This window comes from Methylobacterium oryzae (genome assembly GCF_036441375.1).
GTDB lineage: Bacteria > Pseudomonadota > Alphaproteobacteria > Rhizobiales > Beijerinckiaceae > Methylobacterium > Methylobacterium oryzae_A.
The window spans coordinates 229,105-248,341 of sequence record NZ_MLCA01000008.1; the positions used below are offsets into that span (position 1 = coordinate 229,105).

The 19,237-nt window shown below is 70.7% G+C and carries 19 protein-coding genes; 15 read left to right on the forward strand and 4 right to left on the reverse strand.

Annotated features, from left to right (window positions below; genetic code table 11):
• Positions 1–78 precede the first annotated feature (78 nt).
• The 9 genes from MOTC310_RS17155 (at position 79) to MOTC310_RS17195 (ending at position 8,460) form a co-directional block, all read left to right on the forward strand.
• Positions 79–375, forward strand: a complete 297-nt coding sequence (locus MOTC310_RS17155) for a hypothetical protein (RefSeq protein WP_331302657.1) — start codon at positions 79–81, stop codon at positions 373–375.
• Positions 376–422: 47 nt separating this feature from the next.
• Entirely contained in the window at positions 423–1,952 is a 1,530-nt protein-coding gene (locus MOTC310_RS17160) for a TolC family protein (RefSeq protein WP_331302658.1), read from the forward strand.
• Positions 1,953–1,993: 41 nt separating this feature from the next.
• Positions 1,994–3,412 carry a multicopper oxidase family protein gene (locus tag MOTC310_RS17165; RefSeq protein ID WP_331302659.1) on the forward strand — a complete coding sequence of 473 codons (1,419 nt, stop codon included), beginning with the start codon at positions 1,994–1,996 and terminating at the stop codon, positions 3,410–3,412.
• A gap of 165 nt (positions 3,413–3,577) precedes the next feature.
• Entirely contained in the window at positions 3,578–3,868 is a 291-nt protein-coding gene (locus MOTC310_RS17170; RefSeq protein WP_331302660.1) for a copper-binding protein, read from the forward strand.
• A gap of 78 nt (positions 3,869–3,946) precedes the next feature.
• Complete coding sequence (locus tag MOTC310_RS17175) at positions 3,947–4,657, forward strand: copper-binding protein (protein ID WP_331302661.1); 711 nt, start codon at positions 3,947–3,949, stop codon at positions 4,655–4,657.
• On the forward strand, positions 4,657–5,376 hold the full coding sequence (locus MOTC310_RS17180; protein ID WP_331302663.1) for a lytic transglycosylase domain-containing protein: 720 nt from the start codon (positions 4,657–4,659) through the stop codon (positions 5,374–5,376). Before MOTC310_RS17175 ends, MOTC310_RS17180 begins: the two co-directional genes overlap by 1 nt.
• Positions 5,377–5,497: 121 nt before the next feature.
• Positions 5,498–6,295, forward strand: coding sequence for a GNAT family N-acetyltransferase (locus tag MOTC310_RS17185; RefSeq protein ID WP_331302664.1), 798 nt, complete (start codon positions 5,498–5,500; stop codon positions 6,293–6,295).
• Positions 6,296–6,361: 66 nt separating this feature from the next.
• On the forward strand, positions 6,362–7,672 hold the full coding sequence (locus MOTC310_RS17190) for an ABC transporter ATP-binding protein (protein ID WP_331302665.1): 1,311 nt from the start codon (positions 6,362–6,364) through the stop codon (positions 7,670–7,672).
• 332 nt (positions 7,673–8,004) lie between these two features.
• Entirely contained in the window at positions 8,005–8,460 is a 456-nt protein-coding gene (locus MOTC310_RS17195) for a MerR family DNA-binding transcriptional regulator (RefSeq protein ID WP_331302666.1), read from the forward strand.
• Between the two features lie 561 nt (positions 8,461–9,021).
• Here the strand turns inward: MOTC310_RS17195 and MOTC310_RS17200 are convergent.
• From MOTC310_RS17200 to MOTC310_RS17215, 4 genes are all read right to left on the reverse strand, one after another.
• The gene (locus MOTC310_RS17200) at positions 9,022–9,816 is read right to left on the reverse strand and encodes a copper resistance protein B (RefSeq protein WP_331302667.1); all 795 of its coding nucleotides are present in this window, start codon (positions 9,814–9,816) and stop codon (positions 9,022–9,024) included.
• The gene (locus MOTC310_RS17205; RefSeq protein WP_331302668.1) at positions 9,816–11,615 is read right to left on the reverse strand and encodes a copper resistance system multicopper oxidase; all 1,800 of its coding nucleotides are present in this window, start codon (positions 11,613–11,615) and stop codon (positions 9,816–9,818) included. Before MOTC310_RS17205 ends, MOTC310_RS17200 begins: the two co-directional genes overlap by 1 nt.
• A gap of 402 nt (positions 11,616–12,017) precedes the next feature.
• A complete protein-coding gene (locus MOTC310_RS17210; RefSeq protein ID WP_331302669.1) occupies positions 12,018–13,301 on the reverse strand; it encodes a type II restriction endonuclease in 1,284 nt (427 codons plus the stop codon).
• Between the two features lie 187 nt (positions 13,302–13,488).
• Positions 13,489–13,926, reverse strand: coding sequence for an EamA family transporter (locus tag MOTC310_RS17215; protein WP_331302670.1), 438 nt, complete (start codon positions 13,924–13,926; stop codon positions 13,489–13,491).
• A 280-nt stretch (positions 13,927–14,206) separates the two neighbouring features.
• On the opposite strand from MOTC310_RS17215, the gene MOTC310_RS17220 reads away from it, so the two are divergent.
• The 6 genes from MOTC310_RS17220 to MOTC310_RS32845 all read left to right on the forward strand — a co-directional run bounded on the left by MOTC310_RS17220 (position 14,207) and on the right by MOTC310_RS32845 (position 19,098).
• The gene (locus tag MOTC310_RS17220; protein WP_331302738.1) at positions 14,207–14,866 is read left to right on the forward strand and encodes a response regulator transcription factor; all 660 of its coding nucleotides are present in this window, start codon (positions 14,207–14,209) and stop codon (positions 14,864–14,866) included.
• Complete coding sequence (locus MOTC310_RS17225) at positions 14,863–16,161, forward strand: sensor histidine kinase (RefSeq protein WP_331302671.1); 1,299 nt, start codon at positions 14,863–14,865, stop codon at positions 16,159–16,161. The genes MOTC310_RS17220 and MOTC310_RS17225 overlap by 4 nt, the downstream gene beginning before the upstream one ends.
• A 111-nt stretch (positions 16,162–16,272) precedes the next feature.
• On the forward strand, positions 16,273–16,584 hold the full coding sequence (locus MOTC310_RS17230; protein WP_331302672.1) for a PepSY domain-containing protein: 312 nt from the start codon (positions 16,273–16,275) through the stop codon (positions 16,582–16,584).
• 61 nt (positions 16,585–16,645) lie between these two features.
• Entirely contained in the window at positions 16,646–17,419 is a 774-nt protein-coding gene (locus MOTC310_RS17235) for a COG4705 family protein (RefSeq protein WP_331302673.1), read from the forward strand.
• A 29-nt stretch (positions 17,420–17,448) separates the two neighbouring features.
• Positions 17,449–18,228, forward strand: a complete 780-nt coding sequence (locus tag MOTC310_RS17240) for a COG4705 family protein (RefSeq protein ID WP_331302674.1) — start codon at positions 17,449–17,451, stop codon at positions 18,226–18,228.
• A 465-nt stretch (positions 18,229–18,693) separates the two neighbouring features.
• Positions 18,694–19,098, forward strand: coding sequence for a phosphatase PAP2 family protein (locus tag MOTC310_RS32845; RefSeq protein WP_419539925.1), 405 nt, complete (start codon positions 18,694–18,696; stop codon positions 19,096–19,098).
• Positions 19,099–19,237: the final 139 nt, after the last annotated feature.

Genomic DNA, 19,237 nt, shown 5'->3' on the forward strand with positions numbered 1-19,237 from the left:
GTCGTGGGCCCCGGCCGCGCGACCGGCGCCGCGCCGGGCCTCGCCCGCGGCCGTCCGCCTCAGTCCGGGAAATCCACGATGTTCAAGTTGCCGAGACCGGCCGCGCTCGCGGCGGTCCTGCCGCTCGCCGGCTGCATGCCCGCCGCCGTTCCGGTCGGGCTCGTCCTACCCTCGGAACCGCACGTGCCGGTCCCGCCACCCCGCTACGCGAAGGTGACCGCGGGCGTGCAGGATTTCCGCGTCGTCGAGCCCAAGGACTGGCGGGAGCTCAACCGGCAGGTCGCACCCAAGACGGGGTCCGACGGGATGGAAGGCATGCCCGGCATGGACGGGATGCCCGGAATGGGCGGCAAGCGCGATTCCGGAGGCCGATGATGCTCCGTCGCTGTAACCGAACCGGCTCCCATCCCGGACTACCCGACATGGGACGCACCACGACCGCGCCGGGACGAGGCGGCAAGACCGCGCGCGCGCCGGACGAGACCGTCCGGGGGCGTTCCGCGCGCGTGGCCGCGAGCTCGGCCGTCCTGGCCGCGCTCCTGGGAGGCTGCGCGAGCTTCTCGCCGGACGCGGGCCTCTCGGTCGCGGGCGACTACGCCTCGCTCGAACTGCGCAAGGACATCGTGAAGGGGGGCGACCAGGGGATCGCGCCGACCGCGGAAGCGCGGGTGGACGAGCTGCTGCGTCGTCCGCTGACAGCGGACGGCGCCGTGCAGGTCGCCCTGCTCAAGAACAGGGGCCTACAGGCCGCGTTCAACGACCTCGGCGTGTCCGAGGCGCAGTACGTGCAGGCCACGCTGCCGCCCTCCCCGCGCTTCTCCATCACGCAGTGGGGTCTGGGGTTCAACACGGACATCGAGCGCTCCGTAGCCGCGAGCGTCCTGGAACTGGCGACGCTGCCGGTGCGCGCCGAGATCGCGCGGCAGCGGTTCAGGGCCGACCAGTACAACGCGGCGGAGCAGGTCCTGCGGCTCGGGGGCGAGGCGCGGCGTCAATACTACCGGACCGTGGCGGCCAACCAGGCGACCGCCTTCCTGGAGCAGGCCTTGGCGGCTGCCGGATCCGCCTCGACGCTCGCCACGCAGCTGGGCGAGACGGGCGCGCTGAACAAGCTGGAGCAGGCGCGGGAGCACGCCTTCTACAGCGAGCTGGGCGCGCAGCTGGGGAAGGCGCGGGTCCAACAGCGGGCGGAGCGCGAGCGCCTGACCCGCCTGCTCGGCCTCTGGGGGCGCGAGATCGACTTCCGACTGCCGAGCGGTTTGCCGGCCCTGCCGAAGCGTCTCGTGGACGGCCGCGCCATTGAGGCCGAGGCGGTGAGCAAGCGGGCCGACGTGCAGGCGGCCCGCTTCGAGCTGCAGTCGCTCGTGGGGCAGTTGGGGCTGAACCAGGCCAGCGGCTTCGTCAGCGTCTTCGACGTGGGTTTCGCCAACCAGTACACGCGGTCGAGGACGTTCGAGAGCGGCTCCGCCCCGAAGGTCGACAAGAGCAGCCTGAACGGGTTCACGGCCGATCTCACCATCCCCATCTACGATTTCGGGACGACGGCGGTCCTCGGCGCGAAGGAGTCTTACCTCGCCACCGCGAACCGCTTGGCGGAGCGCGCGGTCAACGCCCGCTCGGAGGTCCGCGAGGCGTACCAGCGCTATCGCGGGCAGTACGACATCACCCGGCACTACCAGACCAGCGTCCTGCCCCTGCGCAGGACAATCCAGGACCAGGCGCTGCTGCAATACAGCGGCATGCTCCTCGACGTGACCACGCTGATCGTCGACGCCCGGGCCAGGATCCTGAGCAACATCCAGGCGATCGAGGCGCAACGCGACTTCTGGATCGCGGCGACCGACCTCAAGGCGGCCACCGTCGGCGGCGGGTTCTCGGCGGACAACTACGGCGGCGAAGCCGCCGGAGGCAGCCCGGGCACGAGCCTCGCCGTCGCGACGCCCGGCGGTTGAGGTCGGGACCCCGGTCCGCCCATGGCATTCGGAGAAGCATCATGACCGACATCTCGCGCAGAGGGATCCTGGGAGCGGGCGGCCTCGTGCTCGCCGGCACGTCCATGATCAGCGGGCGGGTCCAGGCCGCGGGCCTGCCGGAGGCCCCGATCATGGACAAGGCGACGATGCAGCCGCCGCTCTATCCGACCAGCGGGCCGGACTACCAGCCGGTGGTGACGCTCAACGGCTGGACGCTGCCCTGGCGGATGCGCGGCGACTGGAAGGAGTTCCACCTGATCGCCGAGCCGGTCGTGCGCGAGATGGCGCCCGGCATGAACGCGCGGCTCTGGGGATACAACGGCCAATCTCCGGGACCGACCATCGAGGCCGTCGAGGGCGATAAGGTGCGCATTTTCGTCACCAACCGTCTGCCGGAGGCGACCGCAGTGCACTGGCACGGCCAGACGCTGCCCAACGGCATGGACGGGGTCGCCGGCCTGACCCAGCCCGGCATCCCGCCGGGCAAGACCTTCGTCTACGAGTTCATCCTGAGGCGCTCCGGCACCTTCATGTACCACCCGCACTCGGACGAGATGGTCCAGATGGCGATGGGCATGATGGGCTTCTTCGTCGTGCATCCGCGCGATCCGGCCGAACGTCGGGTCGACCGCGACTTCGTCTGGCTGCTGAACGCCTACGACATCGAGGCCGGGTCCTACGTGCCCAAGGTCAACACGATGCTCGACATGAACATGTGGTGCTTCAACAGCCGCGTGTGGCCGGGCATCGACCCCATGGTCGCGCGTCAAGGCGACAAGGTCCGGATGCGCTTCGGCAACCTGACCATGACCAACCACCCGATCCACGTCCACGGCGTCGACTTCAAGGTCACGGGCACGGATGGCGGCTGGATCGACGAGAGCCGCCAATGGTCGGAGGTCTCGACCGACGTTGCGGTCGGGCAAATGCGGGCCATCGAGTTCAACGCCGACAATCCCGGCGACTGGGCGATCCACTGCCACAAGTCGCACCACACCATGAACGCGATGGGTCACTCGGTCCGGACCTATATCGGCGTCAACCTGAAGAGCACCGCCAAGCAGATCCAGAAGGTCGCGCCGGGCTACATGCCGATGGGCTCGACCGGCGGCGGCATGATGTCCGAGATGGAGATGCCGCTCCCCGAGAACACGCTGCCGATGATGACCGGCGCCGGCCCGTTCGGGTCCGTGGAGATGGGCGGGATGTTCACGGTCCTGAAGGTCCGCCCGGGCCTGGCGGCCGGCGATTACCGCGACCCGGGTTGGTACCGGCACCCGGAAGGCACCCTGGCCTACGAGTGGACCGGGGAGCCGATGCCCGAGCCGGCCCGCGCCCCGGACACGCCCAAGGGCCGGCGCGCCCGCCAGACCGACCTGCGGGTCGTCGATCCGCGCACGCGCCGCACCGCGTCGAACGCGGGCGGCCACGAGCACTGAGCCGGCGGCCGCGCGCCGCCCGACGGCCTGCCGGGGGCGTTGCGCGCGCGGCGGGCAGACCCGTTCGGAGCGGGAGCGATCCCTTCCGAAGTCCGCCGCGCCGGTCGCCGATCCCCTCAACGGCGCCGGCGCGGCGGTTCGATGGACCCAAGGAGTAGAGAAGCCATGAGACGCAAGATCACGCTCGCCTTCCTTTCGGCGGCCTTCCTGGCGGTCGCGGCACCGGCGTGGGCGCAGTCCGTGAAGGGGACTGTGACGAAGGTCGACCCGGCCGCCGGCAAGGTCACGCTCGACCACGCCGCGATCCCGAAGCTCGACATGGACGCGATGACGATGGCGTACCCGGTCAAGGATCCCGCGATGCTGAAGGATCTCAAGGCCGGCGACAAGGTCGACTTCGACGTCGCCGAGGCGGGCGGGGCCTACACCGTCACGAAGATCCAGAAGGCGAAGTAGCGCCCTGTGGGCGAGTCCTCGCGCGGCTTCCGCCCGGTCGCGCGCGCGAGGGCGCCGAGCTTTTGAGATGGAGCGACCATGCGACGCCTGATCCTGTCCGCCGCGCTCGCCGCGGTCCTTTTCTGCTCGGTTTCGGAGCGCGCCGGCGCACAGCCCGCGAAGGGTGCGCCGGCCGCCCTGGAGAGGGCGCGCGAGACGATGGCGAACCGTTTCCGGGACACGAAGCTGACCGGCGACCCAGACCGGGACTTCGCCGAGTTGCTCATCGCCAGCTACGAGGAGACGCTGTTCCTGGCCAAGACGCAGCTGGATTACGGCGGGGACCGGCAGCTGCGCGAGACCGCGCAGAAGATCCAGGACGAGCAGCAAGGGAAAATCGACGACCTGAAGCGGTGGCTGGTCCGCAGCCGCGAGGCCGGGTACCGGCCGCAGCCGAACCAGACGCCCTCGGGCGAGGGACCGCTCGACCGTCAAGCGAAGGCGGCCCCGGCCCAGGCCCGGCCCGAACCGCCTCCCGCTGAAAAGGCGGCCTCGCAGCCGGCGCCGCCGGCGACGCCGTCCAATGCACCCCTCGTCGCCGGGACCGTGAAGAAGGTCGACGACGCCGCGGGCAAGGTGACCCTCGACCATGAGACCATCCCGAACATCGGGATGGACGCGATGACCATGGCCTACAAGGTCCAGGACCCGGCCATGCTCAAGGGCTTGAAGCCCGGCGAGCGGGTGCGGTTCTCCGCCGACCGGGTGAACGGGTCCATCGCCGTCACCCGCATCCAGAAGGCCAAGTGATGGGGACCGGCCGGCGGCGCCCAATCCCGGCCGCGGCGCCTCGCGCCCTCGGCGTCCTCCTCAGCCTCGCCGCGGCCGCCGGCGCGGCGAAGGCGGCGGAGGGGCCGGGGGGCAACGCGGGAGCGACCGCCACGGGCGTCGACGTCGGGAACGTCACGGCCGGCGGTCGAGCCGCCTATGGCGAACTCCTGGCGCGGGAGGCTTCGGCGCGCGGGATCCCGCCCGCGCTCGCCGAGGCGGTCGCGTTCGTCGAGAGCGGCTACGACGCCGGGGCCGTCGGAACGGTCGGCGAACTCGGGCTGATGCAGGTCCGGCCGGCGACGGCGGCGATGCTGGGCCATCGCGGGCCGGCCGCGGAACTCCTCGACCCGGCCACGAACGCCCGCTTCGGCGTCGCCTACCTCGCACGGGCCTGGAGCCTTGCGGGCGGCGACGTATGCCGTGCCCTGGCCAAGTATCGCGCCGGCCACGGCGAGGAGCGCATGACGCCGCGCTCCATCGACTATTGCCGGCGCGTCCGCGACCGCCTGGCCGCCGTGGGGTCGTCGCTCGCGACGGTCGCGGCGACTGCCGGTCCCGGCATCCCGCGGACATCCGCAACGAGACCCCGCGCGGCGCCGACGGCCGTCTCGCTCCTGGCGAACCGGTTCTGGACCGCCCACGTCGCGCGGGTCCGCGCCGTCGAGATCCGGACCGCCCGGATCATGGGGGGCGGCTGATGCGGCCCTCAAGGGCGGTGTCCCCGCCGTCGAACCAGGTGCGCCGGAGACAGCCGGGGACCCGTGCCCTTCGGTGCACGGTCGCCTTCGCGCGTCTCCGGACAGGCGAGGCAGGCCCGGCATGACGTTCAAGCCCTATCCGCAAGCGCGCGGCGACGGCTCCCTCGGCGATGGATGGGCCATGCTGCGCGCCAGGTTGGCCCGCCGCATGGCCCTCGGTCTCTACTCCGAGCGCGTGTCCATAGGTTTCGAGCGGTATCTGACGGTCCCCGTCGAATCGCCGGCTGCCAGGATCCCGGTCCGGCTGCGCGATTTCCGACTGGACGACCTGCCGGCCCTCTTCCCCGTCGGGGGCGACGAGGCGGCCGAGCGCGAGCGCGACGACGTCATGTGGCGATTGCGCGCCGCCGCGCATGGCGTCCTGCCGAGCCGCTGCTACGTGCTCGCCGACGCCGGATCTGACCGAGCTTGTCACATCCAGTGGCTTACCGGGCCGGGTTACGGCGACGCGGTCCGGCGTTCCGGCGCCCTGCCGGTCCTGGCGGCCGACGAGGCCATGCTGGAGAACGCCTTCACGCCGCTGGGCTTCCGCGGCCTGGGCGTCATGGCGGCCGCCGTGCACCTGATCGCCGAACGCGCCCGGTCGCAGGGCAAACGACGCTTGGTGGCCTTCGTCGACGCCGACAACGCCGCCTCCCTCAAGGCCGTCGAGCGGGCGGGCCTCACGCCCTGTTCGATCCGCACGAGACGCCAGTTCGCCTTCGGGACATTCCGGACCGTCCGGTTCGAACCGAACACGGGGACCGTAGGTCGATGGGCGCGCCCCGCTGCACGGGACGTGAGCGACCGCGCGCCCGTCAAGGACGGCATCTCCTCGGAGGGCGACGCACGAAAGGCAGGGCCGCCGGGTGCCGACTGAGACCATCGCGAACGCCGGACCACGAACCGCGCCCTCACTTCCCGGAAATTCGAACCGAGCTGCCCAGTGACGGCAATCGAAGCCATCCACGCCCTCGCCCACAGGCTCACGGGCCTCGACTACCCGCACGGCCACTGGTGGATCGTCGCCGACGCCGTCCTCATCTTCGTCGTGGCGCCAGCGTGGACCGCATGGCTCCTCGGCCGCGCCGCGTTGCGCCGCCATCGGCGTTCGTCGGACGGTCCCGGTGGCGGTGCTGGGGGATCCACCGATGGCCGGCGGATCGCCCCGTCCCGCGGCCGTCGGCATCGCGGCGTCGGGCTCCGACCGGGCCGGCGCCTGGAGGCATACGTCCTGGACGCCACGCTGGGCATCCAGGTCCGCTTGGTCTTCCTGTCGCTGGCGACGCTGCCGGCGGCCTGGCTGACCCTTGAGATACCCAAGCACATCGTCAACCATGCGCTCGCCGACGCGCGAGGCGACGGCCATCCCGGCATGACCTTCCTCGGCCTTCCGCTGGGCCGCACGGAACTCCTGTTCGCCCTGTGCGCCGGCTACCTCGCCGTCCTCACCCTGAACGGGCTCACGAAGTACACGGCGACCCGGGTCCGCGGACGCGTCAACGAGCGCGTCGTGCGGCGCCTACGCCTCGCCGTCCTGCGGCGCGTGCGCACGGAGCGCTCGGCCGACCGCCGAACGACGCTCGCCGCCGTGGCGGTCCAGGAGGTCGAGCCCATCGGATACTTCGGCGGCAGCCTCGTCGCGGTCCCCATCGTGCAGGGGGGCGTGCTGGTCACGAGCGTCGCCTTCCTCCTGCTCCAGGACGTCGCCCTGGGCTTCGCCGCGCTGATCATGCTGCCGGTGCAGCTCACGGTCCTGCCGCGCCTTCAGCGACGCCTGAACGCGAAGGTACGGCAGCGCGTCCTCGCCACACGCACCCTGGGGGCCTTCGTCACGACGCCCGATGCGGACGGGCCGCCGGGCCCGACCACGTCCGCGGCGGGCCGCGATCCGCACGCCTCGTCGTTGCGGCGGCGGATGGCCCACGTCGAGGAGCTTGAGCGGGTGCGGGTCGCCATCAACGACATGAAGGGCGGCATCAAGAGCCTGTACAACTACACGTCCAACCTCACGCCGTTCTTCTTCTTCCTGATCGGCGGGTACCTCGTCGTGCAAGGTCGCCTTTCCCTCGGGGCCCTCGTGGCGGCGCTTGCGGCCTACAAGGAGATCGCGCCCGCCCTTAGGGAGCTTTTCGATTTCGCCCAGGATTGGTCGGACGCCGCCGCGCGCTTCGCCGAGGTCACGCGGGCCGTCGAGTTCCCGGCCGGCGTTCGGCCGGGCATCGCGAGGTCGGTGTCGACGCGGGAGGCGGCCTAGCCGATGCGCGCTCTCGCCCTGCGTTTCCCCGATTGCGGACACGCCCCTTCCCCCTACCCGGCTTGCGCGCCGGACGCGTTTCCGGTGCGGCCGCACCCGGGCGTGAAGGCGGACGGGCGCGCGGCGCTCGGGGTTCCACCGCCGTCCATCACTGCCCCGGCGGCGACGCGGGACCTGCGGCCGCGCGGACCCGGTCGGCCGCCCGCGATGCGACCGCGCCTCGGGTTCTTCCCGGGTTCACCCGAGCCGGGCGTTCGCGGGGCCGGGTCGGTCGTGGCGTTCGGGCCCGTCCGGGCGCGCATAAGGGCCTCGACGAACCGGGAGGGCGGGCGATGAGGATCGGGGAGGCGGCACGCGCCTGCGGGATCTCGCCCAAGATGATCCGCTATTACGAGCGCGCGGGCCTGATCCCGGCGCCGACCCGGTCGGTGTCGGGCCATCGGGTCTACGCCGAGGACGAGGTGCGCACGCTGCGGTTCGTGCACCGGGCCCGCCTGCTCGGCTTCTCCGTCGCCGACACCGCTATGCTGCTGCGCCTGTGGCGCGACGAGGCGCGTGCCAGCGCCGGGGTGAAGGACCTGGCCCTCCGGCGCGCGACCGACATGGAACGACGCGCCGCCGCGCTCGCGGACGCCGCGGCCTCGTTGCGGGATCTCGCCGGGACCTGCCCCGGCGACGAACGGCCGGAATGCCCGCTGCTCGACGCCCTCGCCCACGACCCCGCGCGGACGGGGGGCGGGTCCGCTCCAGCCCCGTCGACGGGCGCCGCGGCCGGCCCGACGAAATGACGGGCTCGGTCCGGATCGGATGGCGATCCGGGGCTCCGGCGCGCCAGCCGCACGTACCTGGCGGACGTTCGCGTCGGCGGCCCGCGGGTCAGCGCCTTTGGGCGGTGTTGCCCGGCTGGGTCCGGAGCGAACGCCGGAGTTGGTCGCACCGCGCGGCCAACAAGTCCGGGGTCTCGCCCGGAGCGAGGGCGGCCTCGCCTCTGTCGGCGGCGGCGCAGCGGCCGAGCATCTCGGGAAGCGTCCTCCCTTCCACCGCCCTGATCCCGAAGCCCTTCATCCCCGGCTCCGTGACGGCCTGCGCTTGCGCGGAGCAAAGGCCTGCCAGGAGCCACAGCGCAGAGATGATCGGGCGGGAGGCGAGCGGCACGGTCGATGTCCTTGGTTCTGTGGAGGACGGCATCGCGTCGGGCGCGCCGGACAGGTCCGATGGGGTCGCCTGACACGTTGGCCGTGGTGTTCGAACGATATGCCGCGGCCTCGGACGCCTTCGCGGCATCGGGCGGCCACCCGGCGCCCCGGCTTCGCGACACCGTGGGGTGCGTCGGGCCGTCGGGACGCGGCTCAGTACCAGAGGCGCAGGCCGGCCAGCGCCCGCAGGTCCCCGTTCCCCTCGCCGGACCGGCGCCGGTAGTCCGCCGTTCCGCCGAGGAATTGCTGGTAGGAGAGGCCCACGTACGGCGCGATTTCGCGGGTGAATTCGTAGCGCAGGCGCAGGCCCATATCGATGTCCGAGACGCCCGAACCGAGTTCCCGGCCGCGGTCGGCCTTCGAATAGGCGTTCATCTCGATCTGCGGCTGCAGGATGAGGCGCTGCGTCAGGTAGAGGTCGTAGGAGGCGTTGCCCCGGAAGGCGAAGCGTCCGTTGTCGCTGGCGTAGCCGGTCAGTTCGAGGTTCCAGAACCCGATGGCGAGGCCCTGGATGCCGAAGGCAGCCCAGGTCCGGTTGCGCAGGCTGTCGATGTCCGAGCGCACGCCGACCTGCATGTCGAAGTAGGTCGAGATCGGCCGGGCGTAGAGCGCCTCGTGGTCGCCGTCCGAGAAGCGGCCCCGATTGTCGGCGTTGTAGCGGCCCTCCGACTTCAGCCAAAGCTTGTTGTAGTCGTCGCCGATCCAGGCCTGACCGTCGTAGCGGAAGTAGCTCTCGCTCCCGAGGCGGCCTTCGAACTGGTCGAAGAAGGCGTGGGCGTAGACCCGGTCGTCGCGGATCGGATTGCCGTAGGGCGCCGCACCCTGGAGCGTGTCCGGCCCGAGGCGGGTACCGCCGTTGAGAAGCCCCGTGACGCTCTGGGCGAATGCGGCCGAGGAAGCGAGGGCGAGGAGCGAAGCCGCGAGGGCGAAGATTGCCGGCGCGCGCATCAGGCCCCCTTCGGCAGGACGCGGAGGGTGCGGAACATGCCGGCCTCGAAATGGTACAGGATGTGGCAGTGCAGTGGCCACTGCCCGGTCGCCACGGGCGTGACCAGCATCGACAGCTTCTCGGCCGGCGCGACGCTGACGGTGTGGAGATAGGGCCGGTGCCGGCCGTGGCCGTTCTCCAGCTCCATCCACATGCCGTGCAGGTGGATCGGGTGGCTCATCATCGTCTCGTTGACCATCACGAGCCGGAACCGCTCGCCGACCGTCACGTCGATGGGGCCGACCTCGGTGAACTTCTTGCCGTCGAAGCCCCAGATCATCCGCTGCATGTTGCCGCTGAGCCTGAGCACGATCTCCTGGGTCGGCGGGCGGTCGTCGACCGCGGGGTTGATCGAACGCAGGTCCGCGTAGGTCAGCACGCGGCGGTCCAGCTGGTTCAGGCCGTCGCCCGGGATGCGGGTCCGGTCCGTCAGCATCTTCGGCTTCATCTGGACCTCGACGCCGGTCTCGTCGAGTTCGACGCCCGGCGGCAACTTCGCCATGGGTTGGTGGCCGGCGAGGCGACGCTTGTCGGGGACGATCTCGTGGGCGTGCTCGCCGAGGATGCCGCCGATGCGCGAGCCGTCGGGGTGCGACGCGCCGATCTGGTCGCGGCCCATCATGCCCTGCATGCCCATGTCGGTCATCGTCCGCAGGGGCCGCGGGTCGAAGGGCGGGATCTCGGCCTCCATTCCCGGCCGGGGCGCGAGCGTGCCGCGGGCGTATCCGGAGCGGCCGAGGTCCTGCGCGAAGATCGTGTAGGCCCGCGCCTCGCGCGGGCGCACGATCACGTCGTAGGTCTCGGCCACGCCGATGCGGAACTGGTCGACCTGCACCGGGACGACGTCGTTGCCGTGGACATTGACCACGCTCATAGTCAGGCCGGGGATGCGCACGTCGTAGTACGTCGCCGCGGAGGCGTTGATGATGCGCAGCCGGACCCGCTCCCCGGGCCGGAACAGCGCCGTCCAGTTGGCCCCGGGGGGCTGCCCGTTCATCAGGTAGGTGTAGGTCTCGCCGGACGGCGCCTCCAGGCCGGAGGGGTCCATGCGCGACTCGGACTCGTGCCAGCGCTCCTTGATCGTGTCGGCCAGCCCGCTTCGCTCGGCGTCGGCGAAGAACGTTCGGACCGTGCGCTTGCCGAAGTTGTAGTAGTCGGCCTGGTACTTGAGCTTGTTCTGGATGCGCTCGGGATCCTCGTCGGTCCAGTCGCTGAGGAGCACGACGTAGTCTCTGTCCGCCTGGACCAAGTCACGGCCGCGCGGCTCGATGATCAGCGCGCCGTAGACCCCCTTCTGCTCCTGGTAGCCCATATGGCTGTGGTACCAGTAAGTGCCGCTCTGCAGCACCGGGAAGCGGTAGGTGAAGGTCTCGCCCGGCTGGATGCCCGGGAATTCCAGGCCGGGCACTCCGTCCATGTCGTTGGGCAGGATGATGCCGTGCCAGTGCATGCCCGTCATCTCGGGCAGTTCGTTGCGGACGTTGATGGTGACGACGTCGCCCTCGCGCCAGCGCAGCACCGGCCCGGGCACGCCGCCGTTGATGGTGTTGGCCCAGGTCGGGGTGCCGGTCTTGTCAACCGTTCGGCGGGTCAGGGTGAGGTCGTACGTGGCGGCCCGCGGAACGGTAGCTTCGCCTGGACTCGTCAGGGCGAAGGCTGAGCGGTCGTGCGCCGCGAGGCCCACGGCGGCGCAGGCGCCCAGGCCGGAGACGAACCTCCGACGCGTCGGAGTGGAATTGTTTTGCGGGATCGATGCCACTTGCGGTTCCCCAGATGGGCCACGGCGTGGGGCCGGGCGACATGTCAGGTTGCCGCGAGGTTGCCGCCTTCCCACGTGGGAGGATCAAGCCGGCCGTCGCGCCGTGAGCGCGTTCCGCGGCCGATGTGATCGCGGGGCAACACCGCCGCCGGCCGCGCGGCCCGGCGTGTCGGCGGGGCGCCGTGCGTCCCCGCCCGACCCGATGCGTTCCGGGACGGGCCTCGTCGGCGCGCGCCGCTTCCCTCCTTCATGTCGTGAGGGACCGGGCGGACGACCGAGCCGGGGTACGACCTGCGTCGAGCCGGCGTCTGCGCTACGAGAGGTACGCCCGTGGCCGCGGCCGATCCGGCGACGTCGCCGGTGACGGCCGACGGCGGGAGTGCCGTGGGCCGAGCTCGGGCCTCACGCCCCTCGCGAGATCGGCTTGGCGATGGCGAGCACGCCCTTCAGGCCGCTGCCGAAGCGGGCGATGGCCTCGCGATGGCCGCGGAGCTCGCTGTAGGGCAGATAGCGCAGGTCCAGTTCCGCGACGCGGGAGAACGCCGGCCGCGCGAACTGGGCGCGGACATCGCCCTCCCGGTCGTCCGGTGCGACCAGGAAGAAGTTGCGGGCCGTGGCGCCCTCGACGCCGAGTGCGAGGTCGAGCATGCGCACGATGCCCGAGTAGATGCTGGTCGTGTGCTCCACCTCGAACGCGGCCGCCACGTCCGCGGTCCCCTTGCCGATCCAGAGCACGTCGATCAGGCGCACCGTCTCCGTCGACCCCTTCGCGGCGAGGCTCGCCGGTAGGCGGTCCAGGCAGCCGTCGGAGAGCCGCCCGGACCCGTAGGGCCGGTTGCCGTCGTTCGAGGCGATCCAAACGTCGTAGCCGAGGGCGAGCCCGAGGTTGCGCAGCCAGCCCTGGACCTCGGTGTGCGTATGGTCGGCCTCGCGCCCGGCCTGGACCGACCGCGACGCCGTCGCCGCGGCTTCCGCGCGGACGCGGTCGAGATCCTCCCGCCAGCGCGCCAAGGCTCCGTCCGCATCCAGGTCGGGCAACGGATAACGTCCCGATCCGACGTCGAACAGGAATCCCGCGGCGGCCCCGAAATCGTTGGACAGCAGCGCCCGGTGTGTTTCGTTGAGTTCCACGATGCCCCGCCGCATCGCCAGGTACTCGTCCCAGCGCCCGAGCTTCACCTTCGCGCCGGTGAGCGCGTTGTACCCCTTGACGATGGCGGTGTTGAACGGCGGCACCCAGGTCGGGTGCAGGAAGTAGAGGAGGTTCGCCGCGGCCGGTCCCAGGCCCTTGATCCGTGCTTGGTCGAGCGCGTGGACTGCGGCGAGCACCTGGGCCTCGGCGTTGCAGCACAGGCAGGCATCGAGGAAGCGCCCGAACGCGACCTGGTTTGCCCGGTCCTCGTAGATGTCGGGGATGCGCAACTTCGGCTTCCACAGAAACGCGTGGTCCGCCCCCTTGAACACCTGCCGCTGCTCGGCGACCGAGTGGACGACCGTCTCAAGGGAAGAGCCCCGGTAGGCATTGCCGAAGGTGTCGGCCCTGATCTCGTCGACCACGGCCTGCAGGCCGCGCCGGATCGAGCGGAAGTTCTTGATGCGCTCCTCCCAGAGGAACCATGTCCTGTAGGACGCCCCTGGGTCCTCCCGCCAGTGCCGGATGAGATTGGCGACCAAGTCTCGGTTCACGCGTCCGGTCCGTCCTATGTCGATGGGGTGGACTATGCCGGGTGCCGTCCCGTGTCGCCATCGCGCCGTGGGTACCCCGCGGGGGTTCCCCGAGGATTGTGCCGTTCTGTCTCCGCTCGGCAACGTCGGATGAGGGTGCTGAACTTCGGTCTTCGAAAGGGGCGGTCGAGGACCGCGCGGCCCCCTCTCACCCCTTGAAGGCGACCAGGACGGCACCCGCCGCGATGAGGACCACGCCGACCCAGTTCGGCGCCGAAAGTCGTTCGCCGAGGAACAGCACGCCGAACACGGCCACCAGCACGACGCTGAGTTTGTCTATCGGTGCGACACGGGCCGCATCCCCGAGCTTCAGGGCGCGAAAGTAGCAAAGCCAGGACGCGCCCGTCGCCGCGCCGGACAGGAGAAGGAACAGGTAGGTCCGCCTCGACACCGAGCCGGGCGTTTGCCAGCCGCCCGTGACAGCCAGGATGCTGGCGATCACGGCGAGGATGACGAGGGTGCGCACGAAGGTGGCGTAGTCCGAGCCGACGTTCTGGACCCCGACCTTGGCGAAGATCGCGGTGAGGGCGGCGAACCCTGCCGAGAGCACGGCCCAGAATGGCCAGGATGACGTAAGCTCTTTCACGGACAGCCGTCGTATCGCTGCAGGGGGAACCGCGTCCCCCGTCATCCTATCATCCCGGGCCGGCGACGGTGAGCGGCCCGTCGAACCACGAGCGAAGACTGAGAGCGGCGTTCGAGAATTCCGCCCGGTCCGGTTTACGTGCGAAAGCGGGGAACCGTGAAACACCGCGACCTGGATGGTCGTCACCGCGGCGGGCATGCTGGCCCCGTGCCGACGGCGGGCCGGCAGCGTCGAACGTCGAACCATTGTGGCCTGCGCAGGGCGGGCGGGAACTCATCCGATGCGCCTTCTCCTCATCGAGGACGACCCAATGATCGGCGACGGGCTACGCCGCAGCCTGTCGACGGAAGGCTATGCCGTGGATTGGGTGCGGGACGGGGAAGGCGCCGAGGCCGCCTTGCGGGCCGGTGGCCATGCCCTTGTCCTGCTCGACCTCGGCTTGCCCGACGCCGACGGACTTAACCTGCTGCGGTCCGCCCGAATGGTCGGGAACGACGTTGCGGTCCTGATCCTCACCGCCCGCGACGGCCTCGACAGCCGCGTCGCGGGTCTCGACCTCGGAGCGGACGACTACCTCGTCAAGCCGTTCGAGACGCGCGAGCTCCTTGCCCGGATGCGCGCCGTGCTGCGGCGGCGTGCGGGCAGGGCCAGCGCTCGACTTATCACCGCCGACACCGAGCTCGACATGGAGAGCCACGCCCTCACCCATGCTGGCGCGACGGCGGTGCTCAGCGCACGCGAATACGCCTTGATGCATGCCCTCATGGAGCGGCCCGGCCGCATCCTGTCGCGGGCCGAGATCGAGGAACGCATCTATGGCTGGGGCGAGGAAGTCGAGAGCAATGCCGTCGACGCGCTGATCCTGTCGATACGCCGCAAGGTCGGCAAGGGCGTGATCCTCAACCTGCGCGGCGCCGGCTGGATGGTGGCGAAGCCGTGAGCGGGGCCTCGCTGCGCCGGACCGCGCTGGGCTGGATGACCGCGCTCCTCGCCGGCATCGGCATCGCCGCCATGCTCGCGGCCTACCTTCTCGCGCGGGGCGAGGCGGCCGACTTCCTCGACGGGCAGTTGCGGCAGGTCGCCCTGAATGCCGGGCCTGGCCTCGTCGATGGGCGGAGCGCCGCGCAAGCCCCGCCCGCCGCCGACGAGGATCCCGAGGACCAGATCGCGGTGACGATCTGGCAGGACGGCCGGATCCTGCGCAACGATCCCGGCGTGGACATGCGCCGGCCCGAAAGGCTCGGCTACGCCGAGGCGGTCATGGGCGGCGAGACCTGGCGGACCTACACCAGGGCCGCGGGCCCCGTCACGGTGCGCGTCGCCCAGCGCGACGTGGTCCGCTCGGAATTCGCGCGCAACGCCGCGCTGGGCGCAGTGACACCGTTGCTTCTGCTCGTGCCCCTGTCCTGGCTCGTGGTCGGCTGGGCGATGAACAGGGTGCTCGGCCGGCTCGACGTGCTCGTGGGAGACCTCGCCGGGCGCAGCGTGTCCGCGACGACCCCGTTGCCGACGCAGGACGTGCCGGTCGAGGTCGCCCCCCTGGTCGGCGCGATGAACGGGCTGATCGGACGCCTGCAGGCGGCGCTCGACGCGCAGAGGCGCTTCGTCGCCGATGCCGCGCACGAACTGCGAACGCCGCTCGCCGCGATGCAGGCCCAGCTCGACGTTCTCCCCGCATCCGACATGTCCGGGAGCCGCGACGCGCTGGCCGAAGGCTTGCGCCGGGCGAGCCGGCTCGTCGACCAGTTGCTGCGCCTCGCCCGGCTCGACGGGCAGGAGGGCGCTGCGGAACGCCTCGACCTGGCCGCGGTGCTGATCGATTGCGTAGGCGACCATGCGGTCCTGGCGCAGGCGAAGGAGATCGATCTCGGCGTGGCGATCACCGCTTCGGCGACGCTGCACGCCCCTGCAGACGAGATCCGGACGCTCATCGCGACCCTGCTCGACAACGCCCTGCGCTACACCCCGGCGGGCGGCGAGGTCGAGGTAAGCCTGGGACGGGAGGCGGGGATGCCGGTCCTCGCCGTGCACGACACCGGCTGCGGCCTTCCTCCGGGCAGCGAGGCGCGCCTGTTCGACCGCTTCTACCGCGCCGCGCCCCCGGACATCGAGGGTACCGGCCTCGGGCTCGCCATCGCCCGGCACATCGCCGAGCGCCATGGCCTCGGGCTCACCGTCGAGAACCGGCGGGACGGCCGCCGAGGCGTCCTCGCCCGGATCGTGCTGCCGGCCTGACGCGCCGCTCATTCTGTCCTCATTTTAGCAGGCTATCGCTCTCCCGGACGGCGGCCCTGCGCGGGTGCGCCGCGTGATTGCCCCGTGATCGAACCGACGTGGAGAGAAGCGATGACGACCAATCGTCCGAGGTGGCACGCTGCTGCGGTCGTGGCCTCACTTCTGGTGGCACAGCCTGCGCTGGCCTTCACCGGCCAGGAACTCTCCCGCGAGGCCAAGATCGGCTTGCCCGAGGCGCGGGCCATCGCCCTCAAGGCGCATCCGGGGAAGGTCACGGACGAGGAGTTGGAGCTTGAGCCCGGCGGCAGCGGCCTCCGCTACTCGTTCGACATCAGGAACGGCTCGGTGACGCATGAAGTCGGTGTCGACGCCGCGACCGGTCGGGTTCTCGAAAACAAAGTCGAAGGTCCGAACCCCGACTGACGATGAAGTCTGATGCCTCCATTTCATCGAGGCGGATGTCGCCGCATAAGAGTTCAGCCGCATGGATATCGAGAGCAGAGCGACGCTGAGCAAGGTCCCGGAGGTCAACCTCGGCTTCTGGGCCATCAAGATCCTTGCAACCACGCTGGGCGAGGTCGGCGGCAATGCGGTGACGCTGACGCTGGGCCTCGGCTACCTCGCCGGGACCGCGATCTTCGGCGGCATCCTCGTCCTCCTGCTCGTCGCACAGCTCCGGTCGGACCGCTTCCATCCGCTCCTGTACTGGGCGGTGATCACCGCCACGACGCTCGCGGGCACCACGCTCGCTGACTTCTGCGACCGCTCGCTCGGCATCGGCTATCTCGGGGGCTCGCTGATCCTTCTCGTCTCGGTCCTCGCGACCCTCGTCCTCTGGAAGCGGACGCTCGGCACCGTTGCCGTGGAGACCGTCGGCACCCCGAAGGCCGAGGGCTTCTACTGGGCGACCATCATGTTCTCCCAGACGCTCGGGACCGCGCTGGGCGACTGGATGGCCGACAGCACCGGCCTCGGCTACGAGGGCAGCGCCTTCCTGATCCTCGTTGCCCTGGCCGGGGTCACGGCGCTCTTCTTCGTCACCCGCGTCTCCCGGCCTGCCCTGTTCTGGGCGGCCTTCGTACTGACGCGTCCGCTCGGGGCGACGCTGGCCAACTCGCTGGACAAGCCACCCGCCTCGGGGGGCCTCGGCATCGGCGACATCACGCTCTCGGGTCTGCTCGCCCTGGCGATGGTCGTCTGCGTCCTCCTCGTCCCGCAGCGGGCCGGCCAGCATCCGGCGCAAGCCGACGTGGCCTGAGCCATCTTACGAAAGGGATCCCGAGACGGATGAGCGAACATCTTGAACGCACCCTCAGCAAGGTGCCCGCGGTCACGCTCGGCTTCTGGGTCATCAAGATCCTGGCCACCACGCTCGGCGAGACCGGCGGCGACACCGTGACCATGACCCTCGACTGGGGCTACCTCGCCGGCACCGCCCTGTTCGCGGTGGTGCTCGTCGCCTTGGTCGTCGCCCAGATCCTGGCGAAGCGGTTCCATCCGGCCCTGTACTGGGCGACCATCGTCGCCTCGACTACCTTCGGCACGACCATGGCCGACTTCGCCGACCGCTCCCTCGGGATCGGCTATACCGGCGGCGCGACGCTGCTGCTCGCCTGCCTCGCGGCCGTGCTCGGGCTCTGGTACGCGGTCGAGGGCACGGTGTCGGTGGACACGGTCTCGACCCCGCGGGTGGAAGCCTTCTATTGGGCGGCCATCACCTTCTCGCAGACGCTCGGGACCGCGCTCGGCGACTGGCTCGCCGACACGGGCGGCCTCGGCTACGAGGGCGGCGCGCTCGTCTTCGGGGCTGCACTCGCCGTTGTCGTGGTGCTCTACTACCGGACGCGGGTCTCCCGAGTGGGCCTGTTCTGGGCCGCCTTCATCCTGACCCGGCCGCTCGGGGCCACGGTGGGAGATTTTCTCGACAAGCCGGTCGCCCAGGGCGGGTTGAACCTGAGCCGGCCGCTCGCCTCAGCCGTCATCGCGGCCTTCATCATCGCCCTGATCGTGCTCCTGCCGCAGCGGGCCGGCCGGCATCCGGGCGCCGATCCGCAGGTCTCGCGATGAGCCGCGACGCATCCCTTTCGGCGCAGCCGCCGGCACGCCGGCCGGTCTTCGCCTGGCTGGCTGCGCTGTTCGTCGCATCCGCCCTCACGCTCGGCTTCGGTTAGCTCGCGGAGGCGATGGCGGAGGGCGATACGATAGCCTTCGACCGGCACGTGCCGGTCATGTTCCGCCAGCCGGGCGATCCGGCTCACCTGCTCGGGCCGCCCTGGTTGCCCGAGACCGTGCGGGACCTGACGAGCCTCGGCAGCACCGTGTTCCTGGGGCTCATGCTATTGCTTGTCCTAGGTTATCTCGCCGTGGCGCGCCGTAGGCGAGCGCTCCTGCTCGTCCCCGTCTCCGTGCTCGGCGGCCAAGTTCTGTCAACCATCCTGAAGCTGATCTTCGCGCCCGCGCCCGACACCGGTCCCGAACGCGCCGGAGGTGTTCACGGCGGGTTTCCCCAGCGGCTAGGCCACGCTCGCCGCGGTGACCTACCTGACGCTCGCCGCGCTTCTCGCCCGCATTGTGCCGCGCCGCGCGACCCGGCACTACTTCGTAGCTGCCGGCAACGTCATCAGTCTGACGGTCGGCATCAGCCGGGTCGCACTCCGCGTGCATTGGCCGACGGACGTCCTGGCCGGTGGTGTTTGGGAGTCGCCTGGGCGAAGGCCTGCACCGCGATTGCGGACTGCTTGGCTCAGCGCGGTCAAATCGAGGCCGAGGCCTCTAAGCCGATGTCCGCTGTGGAGATACCTGCGATGGCATTCGAATGACTGTAGCGGACGCGAAGCGGCTGACCGTAGCCTGATCGCCCTGGTTCCGCAGCGGGCGGGTCGGTGCACAGGCGTCGCCATGGCTCAAAACGTTGCCATTCGCGCGTCGAACGGCTGAGAATCGCATCACTCGCGAGCATGAAAACGTTAGGTCGGCTCCGCGAGCAGCCCCGCAAAGCAGCCGATGATTAACCAGCGGGAAAGACGGAACACGCCTTCGAAAGGTCGGAGCGGTTAGAGGCACCCTGAGACGGCCA